Here is an 18,666-nt window from a genome sequence, read left to right on the forward strand (position 1 = left end):
TAGATAGGTCTTATTGACAATACCTGACCTATCTTTTTCTACCATAAATCGTCACATTCTTTACACTGTACTGTTTCCAGCCTTCTTTGTCTCCCCTTCAGTAAAAGGAATAAACCCATTTAAAACCCATGCTTCACGTTTTGGATCTGCCGCACCAATTATAATTTCTAATTTCGGTGTTTTATTAATATGTTCTAAACGTGCTTGTTTAATTCCTTCTTTACGTTCCGGTTGATTATCTAAATCACGGATAAATATCACAGCTTTAATCTGTCGAGTTTTTTGCAGAAACCTTACCAAATTCAGAATCTTGATAGATGCTGCTCCATCAGCTTTCAAGGGTATCCCCTTACTATCATGACCTAAAAATCTGGCAGGTTTATATTTTATTTGTGATTTTGCATCATCAATGATTTTGATAATGTCTCTCCAACATGAATATTCTTTTCCTTCCTCTAACCCAGTCCACTGAAAATAATATTGCAGGCTATCATCATCTAACCAATCGAATTTTTCCTTTAAAACGCGCTCGGCTAATTTAGTGGCTGTTCTCGCATCTGCACCACTTTCAACTATGACAATAAACTCAATCACTCACTTCTCCTTCTACCACCCAATCTTCACCTTCAGCATCCCAAAATTCACCAGTGGTTAAGGTTTCTTTTGCCCATTCTACATCAGGATGTTCATCCAAACGTTTAGCAACTGTGAAACCTGATTTACTATTATTTAATATATGGACTTGAGAAGGAACAAGTTCATCAATAATATAAGGAGAGTGAGTAGTGAAAATAATTTGCAGATTAGAATTTTCGGCAATAATTTCTTTAAAAACAGTCATTAACTCACGTTGTGCTTTAGGATGAAGTCCCTGTTCTACATCATCTAATAAAACTAAATTAGGTTGATTAGGATTCATTAATACAGTTAATAATCCTAAAGTTAACATTGTTCCTTCGCTAATTGCATGGGCGGGAATACGTTCACCTGTATTCATGTCTAATATAACTTCTTGCCCTGTCATTTCCTGAGTTTCTTCATAGGAAATAGATTTACCATCAACTTCGATTAAACGTTTGCGAATGACTGGAACTTTTGCTCGCTTGATGCCAACTTTGCGGACATTTGGGACAATTCGACTCAGTTTTTCTTCTATTAATTTAAATTTATCTGGAGCTTCATCACGCAAAAAATCTAAGGTAGGTGCTAATAATGAACCATCAAACTCAACTCTCGGTGTAATTTCTTCACTGTAAGCTGGTTTGGCGAGATTGGAGGCTATTAATTTTAAATAGATAGTATTTTTTAAAGATTGAGGAATCTTGGATATATCTCTAAAACGTGGTTCTTGATCCCAATTATATTGATGTCCATCTATGCTTAATATTATACTGGAATTGTAATTATAAATTTTCTCCTCTTCAATACTGTAGAAAAATTTCCACTTTTTCCTAATATTTTCTCGCCAATAACCACTCGCAGTTATAGACATCCTTTTTTCACCCATTGTTGTAATAAATTGAGGTAAATTTTCATTTTTAAATATTTGTGTAGATGATGAATGAGTAAGCATACTTAGGGAATATATTGCTTGCAATACAGAAGTTTTACCAGCACTGTTTTTCCCTACGAGTCCATGTAATCGGGAATTATCGAAATTGAGTTCTGTAGATTTATGGCTTTTGAAATTATGGAGTATTACTTTTTTTAGCATATCCTTATCTTTATTTTTTCATCATTCTTGTGGATCGTCTTCAGGAGGATGTAGTCCGCTTTCAACCCATCGTTGTCGAGATTTCTGAATGAATTTCTCTCCACGACGTTCATCATTTAGATCAAGACGTTCACAGGTTGCCCGTCCTGTGGCAGTAATACCAATAATACATAAGTCGTCAGATGTCCAGATGAAGCGTTCAGACCAAATTTGCTGGCGGGGATTAAACAAGGGAGTTTCTTTTCCCGTATCAGGATCAATACCCGTAGTGAAGTTATAGCGTCTTTCGTTGCAACGACGACAGGCCAGAGCAAGATTATCGGAATTATCCGTACCTCCCAGAGATTGAGGTTGCAAATGGTCAATAGAAAGAGGTGCTGTGCTGAGAAGTTCAGGGTAGTGACAGTATTCGCAGCGACATTGAGCGCGTTGTCTGACCTGCTGATAAAGAGTTTTAGGAATGGGCATGGTCTTGAGTAGCAACAGCAGCGTTAATATAACTGAAGATGTCGTCAAGTTCCCCTATGGCCTCTAATTCTATTGCTTCCTCTGGGGTGAGGGTATTTAATTTGTTTTTATCAAGGAGTTCTTGCATCCGTTCACCTAGCTTATCGGTAAATTTGAATAGCATGAGGTTGTTGATATGCTTGATGCAGATTCCTTCAGGTAGGAATTGGGAGGGTTTAACCAGTGTAGTTGTCATTGGTGGATTATCTTGAATTTTCTTGATTTTATCATTGGATATTTGGGTGCGATCGCTCTTTGGGTTTTGGGAAGAGTGCGATCGCACCTTTCCAACACAAGAAATGCAATGATACTTTAGTCAGGATAACACCATAGATGCTTTCCATCCGGGTCATCATGTGTAAATTCCCGCTTGCGATACCATTCAACAAGTTGTTTACTATCTTTCGTCTTGCTTATCTCTGCTTGCTTTTCCCAAAAATCAGGTTGCTGCATTGCCAGATACAGTTCTTTATCCATAGCGTCTAATTCTTCCTCGGTGTATGTCTCATTATAGTGTTTTGAAATCTCGGCTAACTCCTCCATTGCTTGCTGTCCAATAGCTGGGTGAACTCGGATTCTTAGTCTATCAATGTTCCAAAGGTATTGACGAAGATGATTAACTAGTTTAGTTCCATAGCCATGACTACGACTGTTTTTATCAACGAACAAGTTACTTAGATGCCAAAACTTTTCCTGTTTATCCTGCATACATTTGACATGAGCAGTCGCAATTACCTCACCAGAATTTAAAATCTCAAATTTATACTCTTCATCTGATGGTAAAGGTAGGTAATTACGAAATTCAATGTTATCAGATTTAATATCATTCATAACAAAAGCTATTATTTCAAAAATTAGATTATATTGTATTTTAGCTAAGTCTTGACAGAAAAATCATATTCTTGATTAACCCAATTTAACTCCTTGCTTTTTCTATGGGTAATTATTAGGATTTTCAATCATCAATCCTTCACTTACTACTGCTGCATTCAATTCTTTATCTGCGGACACAAAAGTAATAGGAGATAATCCATTAGCAATACAAATAGTATTAACTGCGCGACCGGCTGCTAATTGGATAGCATCATAACCTCGTAATCCATAAATTTCCGACAATGCCATTCCAGAATTAATTATACTTTCTGTAATTTCCACAATTTGATAGTTTTTTTGTAAATCATTTTTAAACTGATTGCGTATTAATGTTGCATCCGTCATGCTAATACTTCGACTACGCGATCTTCTGGTAATAGCAGCAATAATTTCCACACCAGTTATTGCTGCTATAAATACCTCATTCTTTAGATTTGGATCAAATAAACCTAACACCCATGCTGATCCAATTTCGCTGACATAACGCTTAACTAATGCACTACTATCTATGAAATAAATTGCCATCTAACGCCGTTCCTCAATAATAGTTTCAGAAACAGGACTTCCCTCAACATAAATTAGCTGTCTTTCAGAAATTGGTTCATAAGTAGGATGCTTGATTTGCTTGACTAAACCAGAATCAATCAAAGCTTGGTGAAATGCTGCTTGTTTGACACTTTCTTCTTTATCAGTGAGATATTTTTGAATCATCTGATTAAGTTGCTGAAGTTCTCCTATTTCAAGTGTTTCTAACTGCTTAAGTATTTGGTTCAGGGTTACTAATGCCATATTGTTATACTTTCCTCGCTCTCAAAATTGTAATAAGTTGTTGATCCATTGAGTGCCAATGTCTGTAAATTACATAAAATTTTTGATTATTGTTCACCAATTAATTATACCACATTATACAAAAGTGATATTCTTGATTAACCAAACTTAACTGCGTTTATAAACCATTTCCATCTTCAACTTCTCCACCTCAATCTTTAACCTTTCATTCTCCATTTTTAAACCTGTATTTTCATCCTTAATCAACTCTACCTCATTCCGTTTACTCAAAGCCTGATTAATTGCCAACTTCCGCATATCCAAAGAAAACCAACGTTGATAAGTTTTCGTATGAATCTGGACACTATGACCCAAATTATCTGCCGCAGCCTTAATAGGAATTCCCAAAATATGCGCTCGAATTGCCCAACCATGACGTAAATCATAGGGTTTAAAATCCAAACCAATTTTTCTAAACCACCAACTCACCCTTTGAATTAAAGCCGTGATTTCTGCATGATTATTTTGGTCTTTTTTACTAATTGCTAGAGCCAACATTTCTAAATACTTCGGATTCCTTAAATCAAACTCATCAATCCATTCCTTATATAAAGGTAAAGCTTCCCTCTCTCCAGTTTTACAATCTTTATCAACCTGCCAAGTTAAATCTGTATTTTCATCACTTAACCACCAATCAATATGAGGATTAATAAAAAGCTCCCTGGGACGTAAACCAAAAACCGCCAACATTCCATAAGTCCAACGCCAAACTTGCCAACTATCTTTCACTTCTTGATTAACTTGCTTACCTCGATTATTGAGATATTCATCAAACTTATAAAATCCCGTAACTATTTCCTGATCTGTGGGAACATTACGAGAATTACTCTCAGGCATTTTGGAATATTTAGATAAATCAATTTCAATTTTAAAGGTCTGACAAAAAGCAGAAATAGCTCTAGCGGCATTATATTTTGCCCATTCTTTATCTAGTTTTTCAAGTGAAGCAATCAAATTTTCCGCAGTTGCCAAATATTGGGAATTAGTATGGCGTTTTGTTCGGGAAAAATAATAGAAAAAGGTATGCTCACTTTTAGTAGTGCGTTTATGGGTTTTAAAATATTCTTCCTCAAACCTTGCCAATAACTCACCTATAGTTCGTAAATCTTTTTTAATTGCCTCATTTCCCAAATATTTATCAGTCCAGGCAAATGTTTTTCTAGCAATTAACTTTCCTAATTCATATGCTTCTTCTTCGGCTGTTTTTAGTCCATCAAAGTTTGAGGGAATATTCAAGGTGATATTGTATTGTTTTCTTCCCGTTCCCCTTGTGTCTTGATCTCCTGGTTTAATTGGTAAAGTTGCCCGTAATTGCAGACATCCATTAGATTCCCGAATTGTTACTCTCGTCTTGGCAGACTTCAAACGCAGATTTACTTGCGCTAATTCCCATAGTAGCTGTTCTTTCATAATCCTTGGTGTTGCTGATTAAGAAGATGAATTTATTTCACGCAGAGACGCAGAGTCACAGAGAGTAAAAGTTTAGAATTTTCTCGTTCCCAGACTCTGGCTGGGAATGCAGATGGTGAGGTTCTACCTCGACTGTCATAAGCGGAGGCAGAGCCTCTCATTGAGGCATTCCCTGTCTGAGCCAGGGAACGAGAGGTTGGTATTAGCCTATATTTAGACTAAAAATAAATGAGTTAACTGCAAACATAGTTTATCGCTGACATTGCTCACTGCAAACATAGCGGAGTTAAAAGCTATTAAACCATCAAAAGAAATACTCCGGCCCTTATCACGGTTACGACGGATTCGCAATCTTTGCTCGTGACATGGATTTGGCACTCAACAGCCCAACATGGGGATTAATCGGCGCTCCCTGGAACAAGAAAGCTCAAGCTAAAGCTAAGGCTAAAGCTTCCGTCTAGAAACACCAGAGAGTAGGGGCAACCCTGCCCGTACAGGGATAGCCTGGGGTGTTTACCCCAGGGGGAGTTGGAAATTCAAAATTCAAAATTAAAAATTCAAAGTTTCGGATTTTGGATTTTGCATTCTGAATTTTGAGCCACATTCCCGACTTCCCCCAAAGGTGGGAAAACCCCCGCCCCAAAAGCAAACACAACACACAGCAAGCTTGGAGATACACAAAATGCCTCAGAATCCAGAAAATATTAAGGATCACGTTGAGCTATTCCACCAGCCGGAATACAAACAACTGTTTGAAAACAAGAAACAGTTTGAAAACGGTCACGAACCCGCAGAAGTACAACGAGTTGCAGACTGGACAAAGACTTGGGAATATCGTGAAAAGAACTTCGCTCGTGAAGCTTTGACCGTTAACCCAGCTAAGGGTTGTCAACCTCTAGGAGCAATGTTTGCGGCTGTAGGTTTTGAAGGTACTCTTCCCTTCGTTCAAGGTTCTCAAGGTTGCGTGGCTTACTTCCGTACCCACTTAACCCGTCACTACAAAGAACCATTCTCTGGCGTTTCTTCTTCCATGACTGAAGACGCGGCTGTGTTCGGTGGTCTGCAAAACATGATCGATGGCTTGGCTAACTCCTACAGCCTTTACAAGCCAAAAATGATTGCTGTCTGCACCACCTGTATGGCAGAAGTTATCGGTGATGACTTACAGTCATTCATTGGTAACGCGAAAGATGCTGGTTCAGTTCCTCAAGATTTCCCAGTGCCTTTTGCTCACACTCCTAGCTTTGTTGGTTCCCACATCACTGGTTATGACAACATGATGAAGGGAATTCTTTCTACCTTGACTGAAGGTAAGAAGAAAGCTAAGAGCAATGGTAAAATCAACTTCATTCCTGGTTTTGACACCTACGTAGAAAACAACCGCGAAATCAAGCGGATTGCTAACTTGATGGGTATTGACTACACTGTTTTATCTGATAACAGTGACTATGTTGATTCACCCAATACTGGTGAATTCGATATGTACCCAGGTGGTACTAAGTTGGAAGATGCAGCAGATGCTATCAATGGTAAGGCTACTGTTGCTCTGCAAGCTTACTCCACTATTAAAACCCGTGAGTACATCGCTAAGGAATGGAAGCAAGACGTTTGTGTTTCTCGTCCTTGGGGTATCAAGGGAACTGACGAGTTCTTGATGAAACTCAGCGAATTGACTGGTAAGGCTATTCCTGAAGAGTTGGAAATTGAACGTGGTCGTGCAGTTGACGCAATGACCGATTCCCACGCATGGTTGCATGGCAAACGCTTTGCGATTTACGGTGATCCTGACTTAGTTTACAGCGTAGTTGGTTTCATGTTAGAAATGGGCGCTGAACCTGTACATATCTTGGTTCACAACACCAACGAAGTATTCGAGAAAGAACTGCAAGCGTTGTTAGATTCTAGCGTCTTCGGTAAGGATGCTAAAATCTGGGGTGGTAAGGACTTGTGGCACATGAGATCACTATTGTTCACAGAACCCGTAGACTTGTTAATTGGTAATTCCTACGGTAAGTACCTGTGGCGTGATTGTAAGGTTCCCCTGGTAAGAATTGGTTATCCTATTATGGATCGTCACCACTACCACCGTTACGCTACTGTTGGTTATAAAGGTATTATCAACCTCCTCAACTGGATTGTTAACACAATCTTTGAAGATATCGACCAACACACCAACATTCCTTCTAAGACCGATATTTCCTACGACTTGATTCGTTAAGAATGTCCTTGGGGGGCGGGGAAACCCTGCCCCTACAATGCTCATTAGGTAGTATTTATCGCGTGTCAATTAAGGGTCAGGAAAAGGTAAATCAATTCAAAAATCAAAATTCTAAGTTATGAGTTTTGCAAATTGAATTAATTCCAACTTTTCCTTTTCCCTTTTCTTTTTTTCATTGCATTTACCTTCATTATGTATTATGGAAACAACTCACTCTCACACTCATCCACATCCTCAGCCTAATTACCATCCACCTAATTCTAAAGATTCTGGTTCTTTCGGCATTCTTAAGCCTTTGCGACGATGGGTGGATGGAATTAAAGTTACAAATTTCCGCATTGCTCATATACTTTGTCAGGTAATTCCTTGCTGTTGTCCTTTTGAGCGAGATGTTAATTTATTTGGGTGGATTTTACATATTCCGCCATTGTGCAAACTCAATCCGTTGTATGATGAGTTTGTTTACTTAAGATTTCGGGCTTTGTCTTACCTTGCTGATGAATGTGGTGAAGATGTCACAAGGTACGTTTGCTAGATTTTGTGATTACTCATTTCATCTACAAATAATAAAGTATTGTTGAATTAAGATAAAAAGATATCACACGCGATCGCAACATAAATGGTGAGCTTTTTATACTTGAATTCAGCAATACTAATAATAGGGTAGGAATTTGTACTTGATGATTTTTTTTATTTTTCGTCAATAGACGAATATGGATTTATTGAACCGCGTTCACGTTAGCAAAGCGTGGCGTTAGCCATAGTGTCCCGTAGGGATAGGGCGCGTTCACGTAGTGTCCCGTAGGGATAGGAAGAAGGAAGAAGAAGATAGGCAATTTTATCTCGGGAATTGAGTATGAAAATTTGGAGACGGCTAAATAGATATCTTTTCTGAAAGTTTATTTGTGTAAATATTGTGTAAAGAGGAATTTTGCGGGAAGTCTATTCAGGTTTGCTCATATTTCAATTAATAACTTCCATCTAACGCGAGAAGAGAGATGAAAATTACTCAAGGCAAAATTAACGAGTTACTTAGTGAGTCAGGATGCGAACATAATCAAAAGAAACAGGGGGAAAAGAAAAATAAGTCTTGTACTCAACAAGCTCAACCAGGTGCGGCTCAAGGGGGTTGTGCTTTTGATGGGGCGATGATTGCTTTAGTTCCTATTACTGATGCTGCTCATCTGGTACATGGTCCAATCGCTTGTGCTGGTAATTCTTGGGGTAGTCGTGGTAGTCTCTCTTCTGGCCCGATGCTTTATAAGACTGGTTTTACCACTGATGTTGGTGAAAATGATGTCATTTTCGGTGGTGAGAAAAAGTTATATAAGGCGATTTTGGAGTTAAAGGAACGCTATACACCAGCAGCGATTTTTGTTTACGCTACTTGTGTAACTGCTCTGATTGGTGATGATGTTGATGCAGTTTGTAAGGTTGCGGCTGAGAAGATTGGTATTCCGGTGATTCCGGTGATTGCTCCGGGTTTTATTGGTAGTAAAAATCTGGGTAATCGTTTTGGTGGTGAGGCTTTATTAGAATATGTAGTTGGTACTGCTGAACCAGAATATACTACTCCTTATGATATTAATTTAATCGGTGAGTACAATATTGCTGGCGAAATGTGGGGCGTTTTGCCTTTATTTGAAAAGTTAGGTATTCGCGTTTTATCGAAAATTACTGGTGATGCTCGCTATGAAGAAATTCGTTATGCTCACCGGGCTAAGTTAAATGTAATGATTTGCTCACGGGCGCTGTTAAATATGGCGCGGAAAATGGAGGAACGCTACGGCATTCCTTTCATTGAAGAGTCTTTTTATGGTATTGATGATATTAACCGTTGTCTAAGAACTGTTGCTAAAAAATTAGGTGATGCTGATTTAATGGCACGGACTGAAAAGTTGATTGCGGAAGAAACTGCGGCTTTGGATATTGCTCTTGCTCCTTATAGAGAACGCCTGAAAGGTAAGCGGGTGGTTTTATATACTGGCGGTGTGAAAAGTTGGTCAATTATCTCGGCGGCTAATGATTTAGGAATTGAGGTTGTTGCTACTAGTACTCGCAAAAGTACAGAGGAAGATAAGGCTAAAATTAAGAAGTTGTTGGGTAATGATGGCATTATGTTGGAGAAGGGTAATGCCCAAGAATTATTGAAGTTGGTGCGAGATACTAACGCAGATATGCTTATTGCTGGGGGACGGAATCAATATACGGCTTTGAAAGCACGGATTCCTTTTCTGGATATTAACCAAGAACGTCATCATCCCTATGCGGGTTATGTGGGGATGGTGGAGATGGCGCGGGAGTTGTATGAGGCTTTATACAGTCCTGTCTGGGAACAAATACGTAAGCCGGCTCCTTGGGATGAAGAGGAAGTTTAATGGCGGTTTCCGGGAGGCTTTGCTTCTAAGGTAGATGAGGCAGAGCCTCACTGTAGGCATTCCCTGACTCTGGCAGGGAACGAGAGGAAACACCCCACCCCTAGCCCCTCCCCGCAAGCGAGGAGGGGGACTGGAAAGTTTAAAATTTATGAAAGATTAATTTATGGCTATTGTTAATACTCCGAACAAGTCTCTTACGGTTAATCCGCTGAAACAAAGTCAGGCTTTGGGTGCTTCTTTGGCTTTTTTGGGGTTAAAGGGTTCTATGCCTCTGTTTCACGGTTCTCAAGGTTGTACTGCTTTTGCTAAGGTTGTGTTGGTGCGGCATTTTCGGGAGGCGATTCCTCTTGCTACTACTGCGATGACGGAAGTCACTACTATTTTGGGTGGTGAGGAAAATGTTGAGCAAGCTATTCTAACTTTGGTGGAAAAGGCTAAACCGGAAATTATCGGTTTGTGTACGACTGGGTTAACGGAAACTAGGGGTGATGATATTGAGGGTTTTTTGAAGGAAATCCGCAAACGTCATCCTGAACTTGACTATTTAGCGATCGCATTTGCTCCTACTCCTGATTTTAAAGGTGCGTTACAAGACGGTTTTGCAGCAGCGGTAGAAAGCATTGTTAAGGAGATTCCCAAAGCCGGCGGAATTAAACCTGAACAAATCACCATTTTGGCTGGTTCTGCTTTCACTCCTGGAGATGTGCAGGAAGTTCGGGAAATTGTCACCGCTTTTGGATTTGAACCAATTTTTGTCCCTGATTTGGGTGCTTCTCTAGATGGACATCTGGAGGATGAATATAGCGCGGTGACGGTTAGCGGGACAACTCTCAAACAATTGCGTTCTTTGGGTAGTTCGGCTTTCACTTTGGCTTTGGGTGAAAGTATGCGTGGTGCTGCAAAGATCCTGCAAGAGCGTTTTGGCACAGATTACGAAGTATTTAAGGATTTGACAGGTTTAGAACCTGTGGATGAGTTTCTGCAAGCGTTGGCGGTGTTGAGTGGTAATCCCGTACCCGAAAAATATCGCCGTCAACGTCGTCAGTTGCAAGATGCAATGTTGGATACTCATTTTTACTTCGGTGCAAAACGGATTTCTTTAGCGCTGGAACCAGATTTACTTTGGTCAATGGTGCATTTTTTACAGTCAATGGGGGCTTCTATTCACGCTGCTGTGACAACCACGCGATCGCATTTATTAGAACATCTTCCCGTCAAAAGCGTTACTATCGGCGACTTAGAAGATTTGGAAGGGTTGGCTGTCGGTTCAGATTTGCTGATTGGTAACTCCAACGTAAATGCGATCGCTAAACGTCTCAAAATTCCCTTCTACCGTCTCGGAATTCCCATCTATGACCGATTAGGAAATGGCTTATTCACCAAAGTAGGCTATCGCGGCACAATGGAAGTTTTATTTGGTATGGGAAACCTCTTTTTAGAACACGAAGAGACATTAATGATGAATCATTGGTCATCAGTAATTAATAGGGAATAGGTAATAGTGAAAGCCAACAAATAAGCGATTTTTAGCTTAAGTTGACACCACACCAATGAAGATTGTTAAACCTCTACAACAGAAAACCGACAACCGACAAAGGACAAATGAACGTGAAAATTGCCTTCACCACAACAGACAGAATTCATGTTAATGCTCACTTTGGTTGGGCTAAAGAAATTGATGTTTATGAAATTTCAGACAATGGATATGAATTCCTAGAAACTCTGAAATTTGAAGGCGACCTCAAAGAAGATGGTAACGAAGATAAAATCACACCTAAACTTGAGGCATTAAACGATTGCACAATTGTTTATGTAGTCGCCATTGGTGGCAGTGCAGCCGCTCGTTTAATCAAAAAAGGTGTGACACCAGTCAAGGCTAAATCAGAAGAAGAAAAAATCGCAGAAATTCTGACTAAATTAGTCACAACCCTCAAAGGCAACCCCCCACCTTGGTTGCGTAAAGCCTTGAATAAAACCAATACAAACTTTGCAGAAGAAGTAGAAAACGAAGCAGCCGTATGAGTGAAAATAACAGTCTTAATGGAACCGCTACAAGCACACCCATAACCTCACCATTCCTGAAAGCATTAGTGCAACAAATCCGAGCGCAAGATACTTATGGAACTTACCGAAATTGGGCTGATGAACTAATCCTCAAACCTTTCGTTGTCACCAAACAAAAGAAACGAGAAATTTCCATTGAAGGTGAAGTTGACCTAGCGACTATATCACGAATCAACGCCTTCTTCAGGGCTGTAGCCTTCAGCATCGAGAAAGAAACCGGATTAATTTCTCATGTTGTAGTTGATTTAGGTCATGAAGGATTTGGTTGGGCATTAGTCTTTTCAGGTCGTTTATTGTTAGCCGTAAAAACCTTACGCGATGCCCATCGCTACGGCTTTGATTCCCTAGAAAAACTAGCCGAAGAAGGAGAATCATTCGTCAATAAAGGCATTGATTTAGCCAAACGTTTCCCCGAAGTAGGAAATATTTAAAAATTTGGTAATGGGGACTGAGCAAGAATTACTATATTGTCTTTTCCTAATTACCAATGACTAATAACTAATGACCAATGACTAATAACTGATGACCATCGAGGAACTAACCACAAAAATCAGAAAGCTAAATAGCAAAGCAGGTCAAATGAAAATGGATCTGCATGATTTAGCAGAAGGACTACCAACAGATTACAAAACACTAATGGATGTTGCCGCTGAGACATACGAAATCTATCGACAATTAGATGAACTAAAGCAGCAACTCAAACAAATGGAGAGTGCAAAATGACCGGGACTATTCAAGAATTCAAAAAACTCGCAGATGCTGAAGAATACTTCATCTTCTTTCAACTGCCCTACGACCAAAAATTTGTCAACGTAAATCGTCTCCATATATTGAAAAAATTCTCTCAATATATGCAAGAAATTGATAATACTTCTCCCAACTTGAGTGATACCGAAAAATTAACTCAATATTCCTTAGCTTTGCAAAAAGCTTATGAAGTTTTTATTGAATCAACACCCCATGAACAAAAGCTGTTCAAAGTGTTTAACGATAAGCCAAAGAATGTAGTCACGCTGACAGAAATCACTTCTGATTAGGAGGTATAAATTGATCAACCTAACGCCTACCGAATTAGAACGCTATAGCCGCCAAATGATGCTCCCAAATTTTGGCGAAGCGGCTCAAAAGCGCCTCAAATCAGCGACTGTTCTGGTGTCGGGTGTGGGGGGATTAGGCGGTACGGCGGCGCTTTACTTAGCAGTAGCAGGCGTTGGGCGGCTAATCCTAGTCCGGGGTGGTGATTTGCGGCTGGATGATATGAATCGTCAAGTTTTGATGACTGACGACTGGGTGGGTAAACCTAGAGTATTCAAAGCCCAAGAAACACTAAAAGCCATCAATCCTGATGTGGAAGTAGACGTAGTTCACGATTACATTACCGCAGAAAATGTGGACTCATTGGTGCAGTCAGCGGATATGGCTTTGGATTGCGCTCATAATTTCACCGAACGCAATCTGTTAAATGAAGCTTGTGTGCGATCGCGCAAACCAATGGTAGAGGCGGCTATGGATGGGATGGAGGCTTATCTCACCACAATTATTCCTGGTGTAACTCCTTGTTTATCCTGTCTGTTTCCAGAAAAGCCTGATTGGGATCGGCGCGGTTTTTCAGTTCTAGGGGCTGTTTCTGGGACTTTGGCTTGTTTAACAGCGTTGGAAGCCGTGAAGCTAATTACCGGTTTTAGTCAACCGCTATTGTCAGAACTGCTGACGATTGACTTGAACAGAATGGAATTTGCTAAACGTCGTTCTCACCGCGATCGCAATTGTCCCGTCTGCGGTAACACTGCACCTTGGAGATACTCCCAATCCCAACCCTTAACGGTGTGAAATTCCGTCCCGCCAAAAAAGCAATTTCCCACATCTAAAAATCAGAATAATCGCTACAGAACAGGAAACAAAATGGCTGTTACTTTAACAGAAAAAGCAGAATTTCGTCTGTGGGCATTTTTAAGAGGTTCCGCAACCGACGAATCTAATAAAGCCACAAAAGGTGTCCGCATCTCTGTCAAAGATGGTGGTTGTAGTGGCTATGAATATGGAATTGACATTACAAGTCAGCCTCAACCAGATGATATCGTAACTCAACAAGGAAACGTGTTGCTTTACGTGGATGCTAAAAGTGCGCCGTTATTAGAAGGTGTGGTAATTGATTTTGTTGAGGGAGTAATGGACAGCGGTTTCAAGTTCACCAATCCCAATGCAACTGACACCTGTGGTTGTGGAAAATCTTTTAAAGCAGGTGATTGTTCACCTGAAGGTGTACCTTGCAGCTAAGAAATTCAAAATTCAAAAATTCGATCCTTTATTTTGAATTTTGAATTGCACCATGACGACTTAAGCAAGTCAGAAAAGCAAACTTTATTAACGTTTGAGGAGAACCGGAAAATGGCTGCATATCAAGTAAGATTGATCAACAAAAAAGAAGACCTCGACACCACAATTGAAATCGACGAAGACACTACAATTCTCGATGGTGCAGAAGAAGCTGGAATTGATTTACCTTTTTCTTGTCACGCTGGTTCTTGTTCTAGCTGTGTAGGTAAAGTTGTAGAAGGTGAAATCAACCAAGACGATCAAAACTTCTTAGATGATGATCAAATGGCGAAAGGATTCGCTCTATTGTGCGTTACTTACCCTCGCTCTAACTGCACAATTAAGACTCATCAAGAGCCTTATCTCGTTTAAAGTTTTGATGGAATTTTAACTCTTAGCAAGCTTTGAATTCAGAGCTTATTAAGGATGGGGATGAAGCATATGTTTCATCCTCTTATTTATATTTAATATTTAATATTTAATATTTCTTCCCAGATATCTCTAAAAATAAGTTCTAATAATAGGAAAGCATTCATGAATTTTGCCAAAGTATTTCTTCTTGCTAAAGATACAGGATAACACATATTTCTCATCCTCATCTTTAGCATCCCGCCGCAGACATTTCTAAAATCCAGCCCTAACAATAGGAGAGCATTCATGAATTTTGCCAAAATATTTCTAGCTACAGCTACATTGATGGTAGCTTCTATTAGCCCCTCTTTGGCTAATAATAAAGTTGAAATTGTCGGAGCAAAGTATGGTGGTAGTGGTTGCCCAGATCGGACTGCTAGTGTGACTGTTAGCCCCGATGGTCAAGAACTCAGCATTCTATTTGATAAGTTTATAACCTTGGGGAATGGCAAGCCAGAAGAGGCAAGAAAAAGCTGTAATTTAACCATTCCCATCAAAGTACCTGGAGGCTTTCAAATTTCCGTCTACACTGCTAATTATCGGGGTTATGTTGCTCCTAACACCACTGGTGAGCTTCTGACAGAATACTTTTTCGCTGGTAGTCGCGGCCTGAAGTTGAAACAGGAATTGAGGGGCGAAAAAGATTATGACGTTGAACATGATTTAGTGACCCAAGGAAAGGTTTGGTCTGCCTGTGGCGATAGTGTAAATATGCGAGTTAATGCTTCCATGAAAGCCAAGGGCGACGGCATCGCCACCGTTGACTCCTTTGATCTTGCTCACCGTGGTTTGGTTTATCGTGTCGAATATCGCAGCTGCAACAAATAGTTGCAGGACTTTACCTAAAGCTTTGATGTTTTAGCTTCAACAAAGATGAAGGATATTGCTCATCCTTCATCTTCAGCATAACGCCGCAGACATTGCTAAAACTCATACCTAATCATAGGAGATAATTCATGAATTTTGCCAAAGTATTTCTAGCTACAGCTACATTAATGGTAGCTTCTATTAGCCCCACCTTTGCTAATGATAAAGTTGAAATTGTAGGTATAAATTATGGTGGAAGCGGTTGCCCAGATCAGTCTGCTAGTGTGAGCGTTAGCAACGATGGTCAAGAACTAAGAATTCTATTTGATAAGTTTATAGCCTTGGGGAATAGCAATGCAGAAAGTCGCCGGAAAAGCTGTAATTTAACTATTCCCATCAAAGTGCCTCAAGGTCAACAAATTTCTCTCTACGATGCTGATTATCGGGGTTATGTTTCTCCTAACACCACTGGGGATCTACGGGTAGAATACTTTTTCGCTGGTAGTCGCGGACTGAAGTTGAAACAGGAGTTGAGAGGCGAAACTGACTATAACATTCGCCATGATTTAGGGTCACAAGGTGAGGTTTGGTCTGCCTGTGGCGATAATGTAAATATGCGAGTTAATGCTTCAATGAAAGCTCAGGGGGATGGCATGGCCACTGTTGACTCCTTGGATTTGGCTGGGCGTGGTTGGATTTATCGGGTCAAATATCGCAGTTGCTAATAGTGGAAGGACTTTGCCTAAAGCTTCGAGGTTTTAGTTTAAAGAATGATGAAAGATGAGCAATATCTTTCATCTTCAGTATAACGCCGCAGACATCGGTAAAACTCAGACCTAATAATCAGATCTAATAACCCAAGTTGCTAGTTATCTAGTTGAGGCTGGTAATAGGTAATGGGTAATTGGTAATTGGTGATGAATTCACTGTTTTCATCCTGTAAATCCTGAAATCCTGGACATCCTGATTCTGACAGTTTCCCTAACTAGCAACTTACATTAATAATAGGAGAGCATTCATGAATTTTGCCAAAGTATTTCTGGCTACGGCTACATTAATGGTAGCTTCTATAAGCCCCATCTTTGCTGATTCTATAAGCCTCACATCTGCTGATCCGATTAACCTCTCCTCTACCGATTCTACTGATACTGATCCTAATGATACTGAGCCTACTATCCCTCCTTCTGCTAGTAATAAAATTGAAATCATAGGTGGAGAATATTTTGGTACCGGTTGCCCTGAAAATTCTGCCAGTACAACTGTTAGCCCAGATGGTAACGAACTCAGCATTCTATTTGATAAGTTTATAGCCTTGGGGGGAGATGCAGAAAATCAGGAAAAAAGCTGTAAATTAACTATTCCCATCAAAGCACCTCAAGGTAAGCAAATTTCCCTCCACAATGCTGATTATCGAGGTTATGTTTCTCCTAACACTACTGGAGAACTACGGGTAGAATACATTTTTGGCGATAGTGACTCTCTGGTTTTGACAAAGACGTTGAAAGGTGAAACTGACTATAAAGTTAGACATAAATTAAAGCTCGAAGGTAAATCTAGGGTTTGGTCTGCTTGTGGCGCTAGTGTAAATATGGAAGTTAATGCTGCAATGAAAGCCACCGGCACTGGGCAGGCGACTGTTGACTCCTTTGATTTGGCTAGGCGTGGTTTAGTTTATAAGGTTAAATATCGCAACTGCAAATAGTTGTAGGACTTTACCTCAAGCTTTGATGTTTTAGTTGCAACAAAGATGAAGGATGATCAAGATTCTTCATTTTTGCAATTTTTACCTTTAATTATTATACTGCAATGTTCACTCCTTTTAGTGTGATGGGTTGTTCTTTAGAATTGCTGAAATCAGGAGAATGTGGAATAGTTACTGTTTGTAAAACTCAGGATGAGATAATTAGAAAAAAGCTCATCTCAATGGGGATTAAAACAGGAAATATGATTACTGTAGAGCAGCAATTTCCTACTCTTGTGATTAAATGTGGCACTTTATCTATGACTATAGATAGGGAAATAGCACGGGCTATTTATGTGCGTGTAGTTGAGGGTTGATACAATAAATAATCATTTCCTAGATTCATTAATTGCCAAATCAATCACGCTTTGAATCAGGCAAATATTATGATTTAGGAGATTTTTTAATAGCTGTTTTTATAGAAAGCGGATATTCTTATGATTTGGTACTTAATCAAATAGTAATTGAACCCATAACCACAAGATTGAGGCTTTCCCCATGCGCCTAAAATACATTGCCAGTTTGACTGCAACCATCGCCATAATTGCCTATCCGGCCATAGCCCAAGAGGCTAAAGAAAGCCAATCTAACTTACTAAAAACAGCAGCACCAGTAAATACAAATATTTCGGCTCAAGGAAATACTAATTTTGATAAAACAGAATTTGTTCACAAATTTAATGACGGATTTAATTCCCTTTCTCCACCATGTAATTCTAAAATTTGCCTATTCACATTGATTCGGAATTCATCTCGAAACTCATCTCAAAACTCATCTCAAGATACAGAATTTTTAGGAGGTGCAGTGTGGCAATTAGGTGGTTCTCATGAAGATACAAAAGCTGAGACAGATAAACTTCGAGCCATGGCTCAGAAAGAAAAGGACGATCAAGAATCCACATTAATCTTGACTGAAAAACTGGCAGAAGCAATAGAGAATAACAAAATAGAAAGAGCCAAGCTTTATGCAATCAGTCTTGCTAAGAGATTAGGATACGCTGACTACCACCTACTTCTAAAAGAGATAATTACTCCAACAGAATTACTTAAATATTGATAATGAAAGCATTGATGCAGACTTAGCGAGCGAGTATGCTACTATTTTTTCTCAAATTTCATAGGATGAGAATTACCCATCCTATGGTTTGTCACTTTTTACAAGTCGCTGAATTTTTTAGTCAACAGCAACAAGTACATCTGATGACTTAATCACAGCATAAGCCTGTTTACCCTCTACTAAACCCAGCTTTTCTGCTGATGATTTAGTTATAATAGATACTACTTCTACACCAGGTGCTAATTCTAGTGTTACCTCTGTATTAATTGAACCAGGAGTAACTTTTTTCACAGTTGCATTGAAGGTATTTCTGGCGCTGATTTCCATTGTTTTTATTTTCCTT

The 18,666-nt window shown here is 39.5% G+C and carries 25 protein-coding genes and 1 pseudogene; 17 read left to right on the plus strand and 9 right to left on the minus strand.

The window, feature by feature from the left end:
* Nucleotides 1–60 precede the first annotated feature (60 nt).
* The 8 genes from H6G59_RS16380 to H6G59_RS16415 form a co-directional block, all read right to left on the minus strand.
* Nucleotides 61–594 carry a hypothetical protein gene (locus H6G59_RS16380; RefSeq protein WP_242038895.1) on the minus strand — a complete coding sequence of 178 codons (534 nt, stop codon included), beginning with the start codon at nucleotides 592–594 and terminating at the stop codon, nucleotides 61–63.
* Nucleotides 587–1,714: an AAA family ATPase gene (locus tag H6G59_RS16385; protein WP_190716229.1), complete on the minus strand. Its 1,128-nt coding sequence runs from the start codon at nucleotides 1,712–1,714 to the stop codon at nucleotides 587–589. Before H6G59_RS16385 ends, H6G59_RS16380 begins: the two co-directional genes overlap by 8 nt.
* A gap of 21 nt (nucleotides 1,715–1,735) precedes the next feature.
* Nucleotides 1,736–2,182, minus strand: a complete 447-nt coding sequence (locus H6G59_RS16390) for an HNH endonuclease (RefSeq protein ID WP_190716231.1) — start codon at nucleotides 2,180–2,182, stop codon at nucleotides 1,736–1,738.
* Nucleotides 2,169–2,504: a hypothetical protein gene (locus H6G59_RS16395; RefSeq protein WP_339327967.1), complete on the minus strand. Its 336-nt coding sequence runs from the start codon at nucleotides 2,502–2,504 to the stop codon at nucleotides 2,169–2,171. Before H6G59_RS16395 ends, H6G59_RS16390 begins: the two co-directional genes overlap by 14 nt.
* A 29-nt stretch (nucleotides 2,505–2,533) precedes the next feature.
* Nucleotides 2,534–3,052, minus strand: a complete 519-nt coding sequence (locus tag H6G59_RS16400; protein ID WP_190716233.1) for a GNAT family N-acetyltransferase — start codon at nucleotides 3,050–3,052, stop codon at nucleotides 2,534–2,536.
* A gap of 102 nt (nucleotides 3,053–3,154) precedes the next feature.
* On the minus strand, nucleotides 3,155–3,619 hold the full coding sequence (locus tag H6G59_RS16405; protein ID WP_190716234.1) for a type II toxin-antitoxin system VapC family toxin: 465 nt from the start codon (nucleotides 3,617–3,619) through the stop codon (nucleotides 3,155–3,157).
* On the minus strand, nucleotides 3,620–3,883 hold the full coding sequence (locus H6G59_RS16410) for a hypothetical protein (protein WP_190716236.1): 264 nt from the start codon (nucleotides 3,881–3,883) through the stop codon (nucleotides 3,620–3,622).
* A 147-nt stretch (nucleotides 3,884–4,030) separates the two neighbouring features.
* Nucleotides 4,031–5,332, minus strand: a complete 1,302-nt coding sequence (locus tag H6G59_RS16415) for a site-specific integrase (protein WP_190716238.1) — start codon at nucleotides 5,330–5,332, stop codon at nucleotides 4,031–4,033.
* Nucleotides 5,333–5,634: 302 nt separating this feature from the next.
* Between H6G59_RS16415 and H6G59_RS27850 the strand changes: the two are divergent.
* The 17 genes and pseudogenes from H6G59_RS27850 to H6G59_RS16500 all read left to right on the plus strand — a co-directional run.
* Nucleotides 5,635–5,793: pseudogene (locus H6G59_RS27850) on the plus strand (nitrogenase molybdenum-iron protein alpha chain); the annotation flags it as partial.
* A 221-nt stretch (nucleotides 5,794–6,014) separates the two neighbouring features.
* Nucleotides 6,015–7,550 carry a nitrogenase molybdenum-iron protein subunit beta gene (gene nifK / locus H6G59_RS16425; protein ID WP_190716240.1) on the plus strand — a complete coding sequence of 512 codons (1,536 nt, stop codon included), beginning with the start codon at nucleotides 6,015–6,017 and terminating at the stop codon, nucleotides 7,548–7,550.
* 199 nt (nucleotides 7,551–7,749) lie between these two features.
* On the plus strand, nucleotides 7,750–8,085 hold the full coding sequence (locus H6G59_RS16430) for a Mo-dependent nitrogenase C-terminal domain-containing protein (protein ID WP_190716242.1): 336 nt from the start codon (nucleotides 7,750–7,752) through the stop codon (nucleotides 8,083–8,085).
* Between the two features lie 463 nt (nucleotides 8,086–8,548).
* The gene (gene nifE, locus H6G59_RS16435) at nucleotides 8,549–9,928 is read left to right on the plus strand and encodes a nitrogenase iron-molybdenum cofactor biosynthesis protein NifE (protein WP_190716244.1); all 1,380 of its coding nucleotides are present in this window, start codon (nucleotides 8,549–8,551) and stop codon (nucleotides 9,926–9,928) included.
* Nucleotides 9,929–10,091: 163 nt separating this feature from the next.
* Entirely contained in the window at nucleotides 10,092–11,423 is a 1,332-nt protein-coding gene (nifN, locus tag H6G59_RS16440) for a nitrogenase iron-molybdenum cofactor biosynthesis protein NifN (RefSeq protein ID WP_190716246.1), read from the plus strand.
* A 107-nt stretch (nucleotides 11,424–11,530) separates the two neighbouring features.
* Nucleotides 11,531–11,950 carry a nitrogen fixation protein NifX gene (nifX, locus tag H6G59_RS16445; protein ID WP_190716442.1) on the plus strand — a complete coding sequence of 140 codons (420 nt, stop codon included), beginning with the start codon at nucleotides 11,531–11,533 and terminating at the stop codon, nucleotides 11,948–11,950.
* Nucleotides 11,947–12,423 (plus strand): NifX-associated nitrogen fixation protein, encoded by a 477-nt coding sequence (locus tag H6G59_RS16450; protein WP_190716248.1) that lies wholly within the window; start codon nucleotides 11,947–11,949, stop codon nucleotides 12,421–12,423. Before nifX ends, H6G59_RS16450 begins: the two co-directional genes overlap by 4 nt.
* A 91-nt stretch (nucleotides 12,424–12,514) precedes the next feature.
* A complete protein-coding gene (locus H6G59_RS16455) occupies nucleotides 12,515–12,715 on the plus strand; it encodes a CCE_0567 family metalloprotein (protein ID WP_071190752.1) in 201 nt (66 codons plus the stop codon).
* Nucleotides 12,712–13,029 carry a nitrogenase-stabilizing/protective protein NifW gene (gene nifW, locus H6G59_RS16460; RefSeq protein ID WP_190716250.1) on the plus strand — a complete coding sequence of 106 codons (318 nt, stop codon included), beginning with the start codon at nucleotides 12,712–12,714 and terminating at the stop codon, nucleotides 13,027–13,029. The genes H6G59_RS16455 and nifW overlap by 4 nt, the downstream gene beginning before the upstream one ends.
* 10 nt (nucleotides 13,030–13,039) lie before the next feature.
* Nucleotides 13,040–13,822 carry a HesA/MoeB/ThiF family protein gene (locus H6G59_RS16465; RefSeq protein WP_190716252.1) on the plus strand — a complete coding sequence of 261 codons (783 nt, stop codon included), beginning with the start codon at nucleotides 13,040–13,042 and terminating at the stop codon, nucleotides 13,820–13,822.
* Nucleotides 13,823–13,894: 72 nt separating this feature from the next.
* A complete protein-coding gene (locus H6G59_RS16470) occupies nucleotides 13,895–14,269 on the plus strand; it encodes a HesB/IscA family protein (protein WP_015214321.1) in 375 nt (124 codons plus the stop codon).
* Between the two features lie 111 nt (nucleotides 14,270–14,380).
* Nucleotides 14,381–14,680 (plus strand): 2Fe-2S iron-sulfur cluster-binding protein, encoded by a 300-nt coding sequence (locus H6G59_RS16475; RefSeq protein ID WP_127053954.1) that lies wholly within the window; start codon nucleotides 14,381–14,383, stop codon nucleotides 14,678–14,680.
* A gap of 285 nt (nucleotides 14,681–14,965) precedes the next feature.
* Nucleotides 14,966–15,547, plus strand: a complete 582-nt coding sequence (locus H6G59_RS16480) for a DUF4360 domain-containing protein (protein WP_190716254.1) — start codon at nucleotides 14,966–14,968, stop codon at nucleotides 15,545–15,547.
* A gap of 128 nt (nucleotides 15,548–15,675) precedes the next feature.
* A complete protein-coding gene (locus H6G59_RS16485; RefSeq protein ID WP_190716255.1) occupies nucleotides 15,676–16,251 on the plus strand; it encodes a DUF4360 domain-containing protein in 576 nt (191 codons plus the stop codon).
* Between the two features lie 293 nt (nucleotides 16,252–16,544).
* Nucleotides 16,545–17,228 (plus strand): DUF4360 domain-containing protein, encoded by a 684-nt coding sequence (locus H6G59_RS16490; RefSeq protein ID WP_242038896.1) that lies wholly within the window; start codon nucleotides 16,545–16,547, stop codon nucleotides 17,226–17,228.
* A 104-nt stretch (nucleotides 17,229–17,332) separates the two neighbouring features.
* Entirely contained in the window at nucleotides 17,333–17,584 is a 252-nt protein-coding gene (locus H6G59_RS16495) for a FeoA family protein (RefSeq protein ID WP_190716257.1), read from the plus strand.
* Nucleotides 17,585–17,765: 181 nt separating this feature from the next.
* A complete protein-coding gene (locus H6G59_RS16500) occupies nucleotides 17,766–18,323 on the plus strand; it encodes a hypothetical protein (protein WP_190716259.1) in 558 nt (185 codons plus the stop codon).
* A 117-nt stretch (nucleotides 18,324–18,440) separates the two neighbouring features.
* Here H6G59_RS16500 and H6G59_RS16505 read toward each other — a convergent pair whose 3' ends face one another.
* The gene (locus H6G59_RS16505; RefSeq protein ID WP_190716261.1) at nucleotides 18,441–18,650 is read right to left on the minus strand and encodes a TOBE domain-containing protein; all 210 of its coding nucleotides are present in this window, start codon (nucleotides 18,648–18,650) and stop codon (nucleotides 18,441–18,443) included.
* Nucleotides 18,651–18,666 lie beyond the last annotated feature (16 nt).

The sequence above is a fragment of the Anabaena lutea FACHB-196 genome, assembly GCF_014698305.1.
Lineage (GTDB): Bacteria > Cyanobacteriota > Cyanobacteriia > Cyanobacteriales > Nostocaceae > Anabaena > Anabaena lutea.

What these genes read in the sequence shown, in the direction of transcription:
- H6G59_RS16385 (WP_190716229.1), bottom strand. Translation starts at nt 1,714, where the DNA reads ATGCTAAAAAAAGTAATACTCCATAATTTCAAAAGCCATAAATCTACA.
- H6G59_RS16390 (WP_190716231.1), bottom strand. Translation starts at nt 2,182, where the DNA reads ATGCCCATTCCTAAAACTCTTTATCAGCAGGTCAGACAACGCGCTCAA.
- H6G59_RS16400 (WP_190716233.1), bottom strand. Translation starts at nt 3,052, where the DNA reads ATGAATGATATTAAATCTGATAACATTGAATTTCGTAATTACCTACCT.
- H6G59_RS16405 (WP_190716234.1), bottom strand. Translation starts at nt 3,619, where the DNA reads ATGGCAATTTATTTCATAGATAGTAGTGCATTAGTTAAGCGTTATGTC.
- H6G59_RS16410 (WP_190716236.1), bottom strand. Translation starts at nt 3,883, where the DNA reads ATGGCATTAGTAACCCTGAACCAAATACTTAAGCAGTTAGAAACACTT.
- H6G59_RS16415 (WP_190716238.1), bottom strand. Translation starts at nt 5,332, where the DNA reads ATGAAAGAACAGCTACTATGGGAATTAGCGCAAGTAAATCTGCGTTTG.
- nifK (WP_190716240.1), top strand. Translation starts at nt 6,015, where the DNA reads ATGCCTCAGAATCCAGAAAATATTAAGGATCACGTTGAGCTATTCCAC.
- H6G59_RS16430 (WP_190716242.1), top strand. Translation starts at nt 7,750, where the DNA reads ATGGAAACAACTCACTCTCACACTCATCCACATCCTCAGCCTAATTAC.
- nifE (WP_190716244.1), top strand. Translation starts at nt 8,549, where the DNA reads ATGAAAATTACTCAAGGCAAAATTAACGAGTTACTTAGTGAGTCAGGA.
- nifN (WP_190716246.1), top strand. Translation starts at nt 10,092, where the DNA reads ATGGCTATTGTTAATACTCCGAACAAGTCTCTTACGGTTAATCCGCTG.
- nifX (WP_190716442.1), top strand. Translation starts at nt 11,531, where the DNA reads ATGAACGTGAAAATTGCCTTCACCACAACAGACAGAATTCATGTTAAT.
- H6G59_RS16450 (WP_190716248.1), top strand. Translation starts at nt 11,947, where the DNA reads ATGAGTGAAAATAACAGTCTTAATGGAACCGCTACAAGCACACCCATA.
- H6G59_RS16455 (WP_071190752.1), top strand. Translation starts at nt 12,515, where the DNA reads ATGACCATCGAGGAACTAACCACAAAAATCAGAAAGCTAAATAGCAAA.
- nifW (WP_190716250.1), top strand. Translation starts at nt 12,712, where the DNA reads ATGACCGGGACTATTCAAGAATTCAAAAAACTCGCAGATGCTGAAGAA.
- H6G59_RS16470 (WP_015214321.1), top strand. Translation starts at nt 13,895, where the DNA reads ATGGCTGTTACTTTAACAGAAAAAGCAGAATTTCGTCTGTGGGCATTT.
- H6G59_RS16475 (WP_127053954.1), top strand. Translation starts at nt 14,381, where the DNA reads ATGGCTGCATATCAAGTAAGATTGATCAACAAAAAAGAAGACCTCGAC.
- H6G59_RS16480 (WP_190716254.1), top strand. Translation starts at nt 14,966, where the DNA reads ATGAATTTTGCCAAAATATTTCTAGCTACAGCTACATTGATGGTAGCT.
- H6G59_RS16485 (WP_190716255.1), top strand. Translation starts at nt 15,676, where the DNA reads ATGAATTTTGCCAAAGTATTTCTAGCTACAGCTACATTAATGGTAGCT.
- H6G59_RS16490 (WP_242038896.1), top strand. Translation starts at nt 16,545, where the DNA reads ATGAATTTTGCCAAAGTATTTCTGGCTACGGCTACATTAATGGTAGCT.
- H6G59_RS16495 (WP_190716257.1), top strand. Translation starts at nt 17,333, where the DNA reads ATGTTCACTCCTTTTAGTGTGATGGGTTGTTCTTTAGAATTGCTGAAA.
- H6G59_RS16500 (WP_190716259.1), top strand. Translation starts at nt 17,766, where the DNA reads ATGCGCCTAAAATACATTGCCAGTTTGACTGCAACCATCGCCATAATT.
- H6G59_RS16505 (WP_190716261.1), bottom strand. Translation starts at nt 18,650, where the DNA reads ATGGAAATCAGCGCCAGAAATACCTTCAATGCAACTGTGAAAAAAGTT.